This window comes from Actinophytocola sp. (genome assembly GCF_049647105.1).
GTDB lineage: Bacteria > Actinomycetota > Actinomycetes > Mycobacteriales > Pseudonocardiaceae > Actinophytocola.
The window spans coordinates 1-13,097 of sequence record NZ_JBARWZ010000286.1 but is presented as its reverse complement, the minus strand read 5'-3'; the positions used below and the strand labels follow the sequence as shown (position 1 = coordinate 13,097).

Below are 13,097 nucleotides of genomic sequence, written 5' to 3'. Positions count from 1 at the left end.
ACTGTTCAGCGTCCCACCGGTCCGATGTGACAGGGAACGCTAGGATTCCCTGCCACGAGGCTCAGTCGACGACAGGGCACGGCATCCCGCCGCAAAGGTCGAGAATGGAGAACCCCGTGCGCTACCTGATGACGACGTTCGGTGACGGCAGCACCCCCACCGAGCAGCAGTTCAAGGAGATGGACAAGTTCATCGCGGAGCTGTCCGCTTCTGGCGTCCTGCTGGCCGCAGGCGGTCTGGAGTCGGGAGGCGTCCACGTCACGAGCGTGGCCAGCGAGTTCACCGTCACCGACGGGCCGTTCGCCGAGGCCAAGGAGGCCGCGGGCGGGTTCGCGCTCGTCGAGGTGAACTCGCGGGAGGAGGCCATCGAACTGGCCCGGCGGGCGGCCGCGATCGGCGGCGACGGGAGGACCATCATCCAGCAGGTGTTCGGCTGAGGCATGGACGTCGCACGGACCGTCGAGGCGGTCTGGAAGCTCGAGTCGGCCCGGATCATCGCCGGGCTGACTCGGCTCGTGCACGACGTCGGGCTCGCCGAGGAACTGGCCCAGGACGCGTTGGTCGCGGCTTTGTCCCAGTGGCCCGCCGGCGGTGTTCCGGACAATCCCGGCGCGTGGCTGACCTCCGTGGCGAAACACCGCGCGATCGACCACCTGCGACGGGTGCGGCGCGTCGGCGACCTCGGCGACGAACCGGTCGCCGAGCAGGCAGGCGAGCGGGACGACGTATTGCGGCTGATGTTCCTGTCCTGCCACCCGGTCCTGCCTGCCCCGGCCAGGGTCGCGCTCACCCTGCGCCTGCTCGGCGGGCTGACCTCGGCGGAGATCGGCAGGGCGTTCCTGGTCACCGAGCAGGAGATCCGGGGGCGGATCGCGGCGGCCAAGCGCGTCCTCGCCGAGCAACGCGTCGCGTTCGACCTGCCGGCGGGAGCCGACCTGGCCGAGCGGCTGTCCGCCGTCCTCGAGGTCGTCTACCTGATCTTCAACGAGGGTTACACGGCGACCGGGGGCGAGGGCCTGCTCCGGCCAGAGCTCAGCACCGAGGCACTGCGGCTTGGCAGGCTGCTGGCCGCGCTGGCACCTGGTGAGAGCGAGGTCCACGGCCTGGTCGCGCTGATGGAGATCCAGGCCTCTCGCGCCGCCGCGCGGACCGGCCCGACCGGTGAACCGATCCCCCTCGATGAGCAGGACCGCGGCGGCTGGGACCACCTGCTCATCCAGCGTGGCTTCGCCGCGCTGCTGCGTGCCCGCGACCTCGGCGGGCCGCCGGGACCGTACGTGCTCCAGGCCGCGATCGCTGCCTGCCACGCCCAGGCTCGCACCGCGCAGGACACCGACTGGGCGCGGATCACCGGGCTCTACGACGCGCTGGTGCGCGTGCTGCCGACGCCGGTCGTCCGTCTCAACCGGGCGGTCGCGATCGGCCGTTCGGACGGACCGGCCGCCGGGCTCGCCGCCGTCGACGCGCTCACCGACGACGTCGTGCTGCGCGACTACCACCTGCTGCCCGGAGTCCGAGGCGACCTGCTGGCCAGGGCGGGGCGCGGGGAAGAGGCCCGACGCGAGTTCCAGCGAGCCGCGGCACTCACCCGCAACCGAGCCGAACGCGACTACCTGCTCCGCAGGGCGGACACCGTGCCCGCACCGACCGCACCCACCCTGGCGGGGGCGGCACGCGAGTTCCTGGGCCGCGCCGACCTCGGCCCGGCGACGGTCCGCTCGTACGGGCAGACGATGCGGCGACTGCGCCGTTCCCTCGGTGACGAGCTGCCGTTGTCCGCGTTGACCGCCGACCGGGTCGAGCAGGTGTTCACGACCGCGTGGTCGGGTGCGGCGGCACGGACCTGGAACCGGCACCGGGCGGCGATCCGGTCGTTCGGTGCCTGGGCCGCGCTACCCGGCCTGGATGCGGCCCTCACCCGGCGCGACGACGACGCTCCGCCCATCCCCGCGATCCCGCCCCCGCTCGTCGACCGGATCTGGCGTGCACCGGAGGTTCGGTTGCGCGAGCGGGTGTTGTGGCTGCTGCTGCACGAGTCCGGTGCCCCGGTCGGCGCCGTCCTCGCACTCGACGTCGAGCACCTCGACCTGAACGACCGACGGGCGCGCAGAGACGGCGCCTGGGTGAGCTGGCGCGCCCGCACCGCGCAACTGCTGCCAGACCTTGTCGCCGACCGCATCCGCGGTCCACTGTTCCTCACCGACCGGCGTCCCGGTCCTTCCCGGACGGTCGCGCCCGCCGACCTCTGCCCGAGGACCGGCCGCAGCCGGCTCTCCTACGAGCGCGCCGAGTACCTGTTCAAGCAGCACACGCGAACCCTCGACCCGTCCGGTACCGGCTACACGCTCCGACAACTCCGCGAAAACGTGAAGGTGAAATCATCACGGCGGTAGGGCTCAGACAGGGGCTCTCCTGCAACTGCATCGCTTCCCCGAGCAGCCGGTTCGATTCACGGGTCAGGCGCTTAAACCTGTCGCCAACTTGTGTCGGTAACTCGCGCGAGTTGACCTTGCCGTGAACGAGTTCCTGAAACGTGTAGCGAATAATGGGACAACCATCGCCAGACGTCGGAAGCATCAACTCCATCCACGATGGTTGCCCATCTCGAACGCCCACCGAGTGCTGGAGGGGCGCTGAAAGAACGCGTCCTTGTAGCGCGGGCTGCGACGTTGCCACGGCTCATATCCGCCCATCCAGTACTCCAGTGCGAGGCCATAGTGGAGGGTGGCCGACACCTCTTCGTCGGACAGGCCAAGCGAGATACACAGATCCGGTATGCCATTTCGCAACTCGGTGAACCTGCGCGTCCGGGTTTTGATCTCGTCGCAGGCGAAGGCAATCGCTTCGTCGAGCGTGCACTGGCGCTGGTGCTGGATTGTCAATACGATGTTGTCGTTGTCGCCACGTGACAGCTCCTTGCCAAGGGACAGGATGTCGTTCATGAAGTTCACGACGTCCATTGTGATCACACGCATGATCCTTATCGAGGGCGAGGCAATCATGAGGCGTGGGCACTCGACGCCGCCGGCGAGTTCTATCAGATCGAGGAACAACGGCATGTAGGACGTGCCCCTGCGCAGTTCGAGGTACTGGTCCGGCGCTAGGGGTTGCCGCGTCTGCAACGACACCCGCTCGTGGGCCATTGCGGTCAGGCAGTACACCCAGTTGTTCCGCGCTCGAGCCTGCCACTCGGGCGACATCCCAGACGCTGTCCAGTCCTGCCAGATCTCGGCAAACACCGTGCCAAGCGGCGAGAGGAGACCAGCCCCTGGTCGACCGTCGATGATCTCCAGATAGGACCGGACAGTGGCGGTGGCTGTGGCCGCCCCGTCGCCCGGTAGACCCTCGAACTGATCATCGAAGACGGTCATGAAAGCCGTCCCCTGGTTGCAGATGTCCAGGCCGGCATCATCCACGTACGGGTAGACTACGCCGACCAGTCCTTCCAGATCCCACGAACGGTACCAGTCCTCATCCGCCGCCGAGGCGAAGAAGTTGTGACCGCGAAGCCAGGACAGGTTTCGCTCACGGGCATCATCATGCTGTGGATGAGCTGAGGATTGCAGTCCCAGATCGCCCCAAAGGGGGGCGTCGAAGAGGTGTGACCATGCGGCGGCATCATTCGTTGCAGGCATATTGAGGTCCCAACATCTGCTCGACATGGCAGCGCCCTGGCTATCCTGCGGGCGTCAGTTCCCTGTTTCCAAGTAACGCAAACGCTCGATGCCATGGCCCCTTGTGAACTTCGAGCTACCTGCGGTCGGGTCAAGATTTGACGGTTACGTCGGGCGTCCGGAAGTCCGTCAGCCATTCGTCAGGCACGGCGTCGGGGTCGTCGAGCAGACAGGCCCTGGGCACGCTGCTGCGAGGGCCACCTCGACGAGGCGTACCGAGTTGGAGGAATTCGGGACAATCTAGTGCCCCGTCAAGGCGAGGAGGGCACGTTTCTCCTCGGCCCAGGCGGCCGCTGGCGGCGTTGCGGGAAAGCCCAAGTACAACCCGGTACGAGCGGCTTTTCCCGCGCCTTGCCGGCGACCACCTGGATCCGCGGACAAACGACCCACTTCACCTTGACGGGGCACTAGTTGCGCACGTGTGCATATGGGTTCGCCGTGATGGCGCCGTGTCGCTTCGACGGTGTTGATCGCACGGTCCACGCCCGCGCGGCAGCCACGTGAGCTGGCGAGTACAACGCGACGGAGGATTCCGGCGATCACGGGTTTCTTGACCTGTCATACGCACCGACCGTACGGGCTCGGCCAATGGCTCTGTGCGGCCAGCGCCGTGCAGCGGCGCCATGGCTTCAAATCCGCGGGCAGGCGGACCGGTCCGCGGCTCAGTTTGTGCCGGCGGGGGAGTCGTGGGCGGCTGGTTGCGTCAACAGATGTGATGACGAACCCGGCGGAGGTGGCGCCTCTCGAACGTGGTGTTCCGGCATACGGGACGACACGGTGCGAGCGCCGCGCTGTGGGGTGCACTGTGGGGGCTGGTTCCGATCTGTTGGGTGGGTCAAATGATCGCTGGTGTTGTGGATCGGGCGCTGCTCTTGTTGCGCCTGTTGGGGCGGGAGGACTCGTTGACCGCGGCGGAGTTGAGCCGCCGCAGCGGCTTGCCCGCCACGACCGTGCGTCGACTCATGTCGGATCTTCTGGGCGCGAAGGCGGTCACCCGGTTGGACGGGGCCTATCGGATCACGGACTCCATTGTGGATGATCTTGTGCATGCCGGTCGTGAGTGCCACGCGACCATTGCGGCCGGTTTAGGACCGTTCGTCCTGGAGCTGCACCTGCGCACGAATCTTGTCGTATACGCGGCCGTGCTGGATCGGGGACAGATCGACGTCGTGGGTTCGGCGTTCGACCATCACCATCAGCCGTCGGTGCGGCGCCTGGCCGGTGCGGTCACGGGTGAGGATCCGATCGTGCTGGCGCTGCTTTCGGGTGTACCGAGCGGCGTGACTCAACTCCCCGGTGTGCGGCTGCGCCAGCAGGTGGACGGACCGGGCGGCAACCACGTCGCCATCGCCCCCGGGCCGACATTCGTAGCGGCTGCCCCGGTGCGGATGCCGCAGCCCGTCGAGGCCGGCGCGCTGTGCGTGGAAGGCGGCTATGGCCTGGGCCGGGCTGAACGCGAACGATACGCGGCAGTGTTGCGGCAGGTTGCACTTGCCGCTTCGCGCCACCTACGGCACCTCGATCTAAGCGGCCGCGGAAGGAGTGAGGAGGTCCGTCATGGCCATCGCGAAACTGGTTCGGATTCCGTTCCGGCAGCAGGACATCAATCCTGAGGCCACCTCGGTGCGACCGGCAACCATGGCATGGTTGACCGACGTGGGCTCGTTGGCCGCCAACGGCGGTCGTCGAGGAGTACGACGCCATGCGGCTCGATCTCCTTTCGGGGATTGCCGATCCGCACCAATGCGGGAGCCGGGCTTCGTCTGGACAGTGACTTCATAGGCTGGTTCGCGGTTTCCGCTGACCAGTTCGATGGCGACCTTAAGCGAGGTAGCGGACACTAGGGTCCGCGTCACCTGTGGCGGGGAGAACTCGTACCCCGCCGGACCGCCGGGAAAGATCATCTTCAGGACGCCGTCCGTGTCCAGCGTGCGCACCACGTCGTCGGTGAGCACCCGAGCGACTCGCTCCGCTCGGCCTCGGCTGCTCACCAGATAACCGGCGCATACACGCACGCATGTGTGCAGCGCATCTCACGCGCGGCCGTTGCCTGATCGTCCTTTGAGGCGGTTGTCGATGTGCCAAGAACTGCCCTTTGGTGCCTGGATTTCGTGAATATCGGAAGTCGATCTGTCGAGCAATATCAAGATGGACGTACTCAGAGTATTTCTTCGGTGGATCCCTTGCGTTTGCCGGGGCCGGAGGTGAACATTGAGGACGTTTCTGACGCGGGTTGGGGATTCGTTGATCAGAATGGTGGGGCAGCTGGATGGCAAGCAGCAAACTCGACGGATCTCTTGCCGCCCGTGTGCACGCGTTGGGGAACGTCGCGGCGGCGGTTGAGGGAGTGGACCGCGAGCGGTCCACGCGGGTCAGGGTGCTCGTGCATGTCGCCGGTGACCTGGCGGCGGTCGAGCGGGCCGGGCTGTGGGTCGAGTTCCAGGCGCCGCCGATCGTGGTCGGCACGATCGCGGCCGGTGATCTCGAGGCGGTCGCCGAACTCGACGACGTCGTCTCGATCGGGAGTGGTCAGCTGACCCGGCCGACCCTGGACAAGAGCGGGCCGGAGATCCGTGCCCCGCAGGCCAGGGCGCTCCCGCCGGGGTTCAACGGCGCGGGTGTGGTGGTCGGCGTCGTCGACAGCGGGATCGACATCTTCCACCACGCGTTTCGCAAGGCCGACGGGAAGACGCGGATCGTCTCGCTGCTTGACCTGACGCTGCGGCAGACGATCACGACGACGGGCAGTCCCACGGCAGGCACCATCACGCTGACCTGGCAGCCGCCCCGCCCGCCGACCCCGCCCGGCGGCGTGCCACCCGCGTTGCCTCCGGCCGAGACCACCACGGCGCTGGCCCTTCCCCTGACCGTCGCCCAGGTGAAGACCGCGCTGGAGGTGTTCAACTCCATCAACCCGGGTGACGTCGTCGTCACGGAAGGACCGCCGCCCGCGAAGCCGATCATGATTGATTTCGCGGGCCAGTACGGCACCCCGGCCTTCGACAGCAAGAAGGTCAACACCTTCACCCTCACCACGACCGGCCTGACCCCGCCGACCGCCCAGGTGCAGATCACCCGTGGCCGCGAGTTCCTGCCCGCCGAGATCAACGCGGCGCTGCAGACGCCGAACACACCGTTCGCCTCACGCGACATGGACGGCCACGGCACGCACGTCGCGGGCATCGCGGCGGGAGATGGCTCGCAGTCGGGCACCGCGCAGGAGGACTGCACCGGCTCGAACACCTACGTCGGCATCGCGCCGGAGGCGGACCTCGCCATCGTCCGCACGACGTTCTTTGAGCCGGACAACATCCGAGGGGTCCAGCACATCTTCGACCAGGGCTGGCTCCCGGCGGCCGGCCCGAAGCGGCCCGCCGTGGTGAACCTGAGCCTCGGCAGCCTGATCGGTGCGCACGACGGCACTCGGGGCGACGAGATCGCCTACGACGGCATGCTCGCCGGGAGCACCCAGCGGATGATCGTCATCTCCGCGGGCAACGACGGCAACCTCTACGACCCCGCCACCCCCGCCACCCAGCCGAAGTCCGGCGGCGGACTGCACGCCCGCAAGACCGTGGCCGCGGCCACCGGTACCCCGCCGACGCCCGGCGCGCCGGTCACGCTCGAGGTGATGATCCAGCCCAACGATCGCAGCGAAGACACCCTCGACATCTGGTACTCCGGCGCGGGGCGGCTCAGCTTCACCCTCACCACGCCGAATCCCGGTGGTGTGCCACTGCCCGCCCCGATCGTCGCGGGGTCGGGCTTCTCGACGCCGACATTGGCGGGTCACCCGCTGGAGATCTTCTCGCTCACGAATGTCGCGCCGTCCGGCAAGCACCGCATCCGGGTAGCGCTCAATCCGCCTGCCGGCGGGCAGATCACGCCGGGGCCCTGGACCATCACGCTGCGCGAGACGGCGGGGACGGCCACCGACTTCGACTGCTGGATCGCCAAGGACACCGACGATCCACACCCCAGGATCGCCAAGCCGGCGGACCAGGACCGCACCCGCACCGTCGGCATGCCGGGCACCGCGAACCTGCCGATCACCATCGGCTCCTACAACCCGGCCGACGAGCACCTCAGTGCCCTCGCGGACTCCTCGGCCCGAGGGCCGACCGCCGACGGGCGGAACAAGCCGGAACTGTGCGCGCCGGGGGTCGGCATCACCGCCGCGCTCACCGGGGCACGCAACACCGGCAGCTGCTGCGACTCGTGCGCGACCTTCTACGTGGACAAGGAAGGGACGTCCATGGCGGCGCCGCACGTGACGGGGGTCGTCGCGCTGATGTTGCAGGCGAACCCGGCCATCGACCACGCCCGGATCAAGGCGGAGCTCATCGCGAGCCACCGACCGCCGGAACCCGGCGCCGGGCAGCAGCCGAACACCAGCGGCTGGGGTGCCGGCCGGGTGAACGCCGAGGAAGCGGTCAAGAAGGTGAAGCCCGCCACGGCGATGGTCAGCACCGACGACGAGCCGCTGATGCTGTCCGCGTCGGCCTACCCGGCCAACTACCTGCCCGCCCGCGCCCGGCTTCGGCGGCTGGAGCGCCGGGTGACCGGCAGCCCGGCGGGTCAGCTCGCGGCCGCGTTGATCTCCGAGCACGTCGACGAGGTGGTGCGGCTGGTCAACACCGAGCGGCGGGTCATCGTCGCCTGGCACCGGATGCACGGCCCGGTCCTGTTGCGGCTGCTGCTCGGCGACGTCGACCGGGAGGTGCTGGTGCCCCGCACGCTCGACGGCGTGCCGGTGGCCGACGGCCTCGCGCGGTTGCTCGACGAGCTGGCCCGCGCGGGCAGCGCGGCCCTGCGCGCCGCGATCGTCCGGTACCGGACCTTCGTGCTCACGCTCCCCGGCGCGCGGCTCGCCGACCTCGACCGCGTGCTGCGGGTGAGCTGACATGGCTGGCAACGCGGGCACACTGGAGCTACTGGCTCGTGAGCTGGCCACCGCACTGCGACCACTCGAGCAGCGCCTCGCCGCGAACAACCGTGATGCGTTCCTCGCCGAGCTGGGGTTCCGCCTGCCTGGCGGCCTCGGCGGCGCTGGCGGTGCCATCGGCACCGCGGGCGTGCAGGTCGCCGGGCTGGCGCCGGTCGTCGCCCGGCTCACCGCCGCGATCGATGGCGACGTGGCCGCGCAGATCATCCAGGAGGGCGTGGCCCTGCTCGGCAGGCTGACCGAGGTCTTCGGCGCGCTCGACGCGATCGGCCCGGCACTCGCCTCGGCCGTCGGCGCGGCGGCCGGTCTGACCGCGGCGCAGCGGGCAAGGTTGCAGGCGGAAGCGGCGCAGCTGCCAGGGCGGCTGCTCGAGTTCTCGTTGCTCTCCTACCTCGAGGGTCGCAACCGCGGTGCCTTCGAACTGCTCACGCTGACCGGGATCGTCGACGACGTCCCTCGGCCGGTCGACCCCGCCGACCCGACCACGCTGCCGGGGCGGCGGCGGGAGCTGCACCTCGGCCGGCTGCTCACCGTGCTCACCGATCCCGGCGGCTGGTTGCGCGACACGTTCGACTTCGGCGCTCCCGGGTTCGACGGCATGAAGATGTGGACCAGGGTCGCCGCGTTCCTGGAGGGACGCGACCTGCCGTTCACGCTCCTGCGACCACCCGGCGGCCCACCGGTGCTCGAGGCGTACATCCTGCGCCTGTCCGTCGACCAGTCCTCGGTGACCGCGCGGCTGCGGATGCCCGCGACGAGGGATGTCCACCAGTCGATTCCGCTCGGGGAGCTGTGGGCGCTGACCCTCGACGTCACGTCCCGTTTCGATTCGGGGCTGGAAGCACGGATCCAGCCGCCACTCAACGTCGAGCTGACGCCGCCGACCGGGTCGCTGGAGCTGACCGCAACGGCGGGCGCGAAGGCGGAACGCGGTGGCGACCCCATCGTGCTGCTGGGCCAGGCGGGTTCCTCCCGGCTGGAGGTCACCCGGTTCGCGCTCGAACTCGGGCTGCGCGGGTCCGCCGCACTCGGCGGCAGCGTCGACGTGGAGCCGTCCGCCAGGGTGGAGCTGGCAGGCGGCCACATCCTGATCGACCTGTCCGCAGGTGACGGCTTCATCGGCACGATCGCGGGTGACGCGCGGATCGAGTCGGACTTCGAGATCACCGGCAGCTGGTCGCCGTCGACCGGGCTGCGGCTGGAAGGCAGTGGTGGGCTCGACCTAGAGCTGCCGGTGCACGTGGAGCTGGGGCCGATCGAGGTCACCGCGCTGCATCTTGGCGTCGGGCTCGATGCGGACGGCTCGATCCCCATCGAGATCGCCGGGAGCTTCAACGCGAACCTCGGCCCGATCAGCGCGGCCATCGAGCGGGTCGGTCTGGTCGCCGACCTGTCCTTCCCCGACGGCGGCGGCAACCTCGGCGTGGCCGACCTCGCGTTCCGGTTCAAACCGCCGACCGGGGCCGGGCTGACGCTGGACGCCGGGATCGTCGCGGGCGGCGGGTTCCTGTCCTTCGACGAGGCACGCGGCGAGTACGCGGGCGCGCTGGAGCTCGAGTTCGCCGGGCTCGTCGAGGTCAAGGCGATCGGGCTGATCACCACCCGGATGCCGGACGGCAGCGAGGGGTTCTCGCTGCTGATCGTGCTCACCGCCGAGTTCGGCCAGGCAGGCATCCAGCTCGGGTTCGGGTTCAAGCTCATCGCGGTCGGCGGGATCCTCGGGCTCAACCGCAGGATGGACCTCGACGCGCTGGTCGAAGGCGTGGTGACCGGCGGCATCCAGTCGGTGATGTTCCCGAAGGACGTGGTGGCCAACGCGCCGCGGATCATCAGCGACCTGCGGAAGTTCTTCCCGCCGGACGATGGCACGTTCCTCGTCGGACCGATGGCGAAGATCGGCTGGGGTACACCGACGCTCGTCAGTGTCTCATTGGGACTGATCGTCGAGATCCCGCCGGGCAACGTCGCGATCCTCGGCCTGCTCGAGTGCGTCCTGCCGAGCGAGGACGTCGCACTGCTCGCGCTGCGGGTCAGCTTCGTCGGCGCGATCGAGGTCGACAAGTCCAGGCTGTGGTTCTTCGCGCAGCTCTTCGACTCCCGCATCCTCACCATGACCATCGAGGGCGGGATGGGTTTGCTCGTCGCCTGGGGCGACAATCCGGACTTCGTGCTGTCGGTCGGCGGGTTCCATCCCTCCTTCACCCCGCCACCGCTGCCTTTCCCCGTGCCGCCACGGATTTCCGTCGACATCCTCAACTCGCCAGGACAGCTGATCCGGGTGTCCGGCTACTTCGCCGTCACCAGCAACACCGTCCAGTTCGGCGCGAAGGCCGAGCTGCGGCTGGGTTTCGGCGGCTTCGGCGTCGAGGGCCACCTCAGCTTCGACGCCCTGTTCCGGTTCTCCCCGTTCTCGTTCATCATCCGGATCTCCGCGGGTGTGTCGCTGAAGGCGTTCGGCGTCGGCGTGTTCAGCATCGACCTGGACTTCACCCTCGAAGGGCCCGCGCCGTGGCGGGCGCACGGCCGAGGCTCGATCTCGTTGCTGTTCTTCGAGATCTCCGCCGACTTCGACATCACGTGGGGCGAGGAACGCACCACCACGCTACCGCCGGTCGCGGTGCTCGCACTGCTCGAGGCCGAGGTCCGCAAGGTCGAGGGCTGGCAGACCCGGCTGCCCGCGGGTGGGTTCAACCCGATGGTCACGCTCCGGCAGCTGCCCCCCGGCGACGACCTGGTGCTGCACCCGCTCGGCTCGCTGTTCATCGCGCAGCGAGCCATCCCGCTCGGCGTCCGGATCGACCGGGTCGGCGCGCAACGCCCGAGTGACGGCAAGCGGTTCACGGTCAGTCCCGCGCAGAACAGCGGCCTGGTGCGGCGCTCGGTGACCGGCGACAAGTTCGCGATGGCCCAGTTCCAGGACATGGACGACGCGGCGAAGCTGTCCCGTCCCGCCTACGAGACCCAGGACGCCGGCTTGGAGCTGGTCGCCGAGGGCGGCGCGATCGCGACCCCCCGGGTCGTGCGCCGCAGTGCACGCTACGAACTGCACATCATCGACAACGAGGCGCCGTCGGAAGTCCCCGCGGTGCAGGCGGTCGCCGTGCGTGTCGCGCGGCCGCGGCGCGGCCGCCTGTACACCCCGCCGCCCTCGGTGTTCTGGCAGCTCCTCGCGGGCAGCAGCACGGCCCGTTCGCCACTGTCGCGACAGGTTGCCCAGCAGCGCCAGCCGTTCTCCGCCGAGGAGACCGTGCGGGTCCCCGGTGGCCGGTTCGTCGTCGCCTACCTCCGCAACAACCAGCAGGCGTTCCCGCCCGCCACCGCGAGCGCCACGACGTCGAGCTTCCGCGGCGCGGCCACGGCCGAGGACGCCATGGCCGACTGGATCGTCGCGGACCCGGCCCTGGCAGGGCAGCTGCACGTCCTTCGTCAGGCCGAGGTGCTGGGCGGCGTGGTCGCCGAGCAGGGTGTCTGGTCGGCGGCAGGCTCGCCACCGGCGGCCGTCGCGGCGGCGGACGCGGTGCTGTTGAAGTCCGGCCAGGTCCTCGTCGCGGGTGGCGCCGACGCCTCGGGGACCTCGGTCGCCACGGCGGCCGTGTTCGATCCGGTCGCGGGAATCTGGGCAGCCCAGACCGCATCGCTCGCGACCCCCCGGCGCGACCACACCACGACGAGGCTCGGCGACGGCCGGGTCGTCGCGGCAGGCGGGCTCGGCACGGACGACGCGCCGCTCGGCGCGGTCGAGGTGTTCGACCCGGCGGCAGGCACGTGGTCGACTCCGGCGACCGGGCTCGCGACCGCCAGGTCCGGGCACTGCGCCACGATCGCGGGTAACCGGCTTCTGGTCGCGGGCGGCACCAGCGCACGGGGTGCCGCGCTCGCCTCCACCGAGCTGCTCGACGCGGCCACCATGACCTGGACCGCGGCCGGGTCGATGGCCGACGCACGCACCGGGCACGCGGCCGTGGCGCTCGGCACGGGCCGGATCCTCGTCGTCGGCGGCGCCGTGCCGACCGGTGATGGGGAGCGGGCCCTCGCGTCCTGCGAGCTGTACGACCCGGAGACGGGGACGTGGACCCCGACCGGCGAGCTCGCCGTCGCACGCAAGGGCCACCAGGCAACGCTCCTGCCAGACGGCCGCGTGCTGGTGACCGGCGGCGACGCCGTCCCGGCCATCCCGTACCGCGTCGACAGTGTTGCCGCGGCCGAGGTGTACGACCCGGACACCAGCGCGTGGACCCGGATCGCCGACCTGCCAGGCGGCGGCCGCAGCGGACATCGGTGCGTCCGCACCCCCGGCGGCGCCGTCGTGATCGGTGGCGTCGGCAGACCCCGTGCCACGGCCGGGTTCCGGGACGTCGTCGTCCTCGACGCGGCCACCGGTTCCTGGTCGGCGACCGGCGCGCTCGCGACCGGCCGGTGGGACTTCCCCGCCGTGGGCCTCGCCGACGGCCGCGTGCTCGTCGTCGGCGGCCGGACGC

At 69.8% G+C, this 13,097-nt stretch carries 6 protein-coding genes; 5 read left to right on the top strand and 1 reads right to left on the bottom strand.

All coding sequences use genetic code 11. The features are described from left to right. Positions 1–104: 104 nt before the first annotated feature. A complete protein-coding gene (locus WBA97_RS33940; RefSeq protein WP_424235081.1) occupies positions 105–437 on the top strand; it encodes a YciI family protein in 333 nt (110 codons plus the stop codon). Between the two features lie 3 nt (positions 438–440). Further along, complete coding sequence (locus WBA97_RS33935) at positions 441–2,393, top strand: DUF6596 domain-containing protein (RefSeq protein WP_424235080.1); 1,953 nt, start codon at positions 441–443, stop codon at positions 2,391–2,393. Positions 2,394–2,576: 183 nt separating this feature from the next. Here WBA97_RS33935 and WBA97_RS33930 read toward each other — a convergent pair whose 3' ends face one another. Next, positions 2,577–3,635, bottom strand: coding sequence for a terpene synthase family protein (locus WBA97_RS33930; protein ID WP_424235079.1), 1,059 nt, complete (start codon positions 3,633–3,635; stop codon positions 2,577–2,579). A gap of 878 nt (positions 3,636–4,513) precedes the next feature. On the opposite strand from WBA97_RS33930, the gene WBA97_RS33925 reads away from it, so the two are divergent. The 3 genes from WBA97_RS33925 to WBA97_RS33915 form a co-directional block, all read left to right on the top strand. Then, positions 4,514–5,287 carry a helix-turn-helix domain-containing protein gene (locus tag WBA97_RS33925; RefSeq protein WP_424235078.1) on the top strand — a complete coding sequence of 258 codons (774 nt, stop codon included), beginning with the start codon at positions 4,514–4,516 and terminating at the stop codon, positions 5,285–5,287. Between the two features lie 656 nt (positions 5,288–5,943). Further along, positions 5,944–8,577 carry a S8 family serine peptidase gene (locus WBA97_RS33920; protein ID WP_424235077.1) on the top strand — a complete coding sequence of 878 codons (2,634 nt, stop codon included), beginning with the start codon at positions 5,944–5,946 and terminating at the stop codon, positions 8,575–8,577. 1 nt (position 8,578) lies between these two features. Then, on the top strand, positions 8,579–13,097 hold a 4,519-nt coding region (locus WBA97_RS33915; protein WP_424235076.1), incomplete at its 3' end, for a DUF6603 domain-containing protein.

Coding starts and splice junctions, on each gene's coding strand:
- WBA97_RS33940 (WP_424235081.1), top strand. CDS start 105: ATGGAGAACCCCGTGCGCTACCTGATGACGACGTTCGGTGACGGCAGC.
- WBA97_RS33935 (WP_424235080.1), top strand. CDS start 441: ATGGACGTCGCACGGACCGTCGAGGCGGTCTGGAAGCTCGAGTCGGCC.
- WBA97_RS33930 (WP_424235079.1), bottom strand. CDS start 3,635: ATGCCTGCAACGAATGATGCCGCCGCATGGTCACACCTCTTCGACGCC.
- WBA97_RS33925 (WP_424235078.1), top strand. CDS start 4,514: ATGATCGCTGGTGTTGTGGATCGGGCGCTGCTCTTGTTGCGCCTGTTG.
- WBA97_RS33920 (WP_424235077.1), top strand. CDS start 5,944: ATGGCAAGCAGCAAACTCGACGGATCTCTTGCCGCCCGTGTGCACGCG.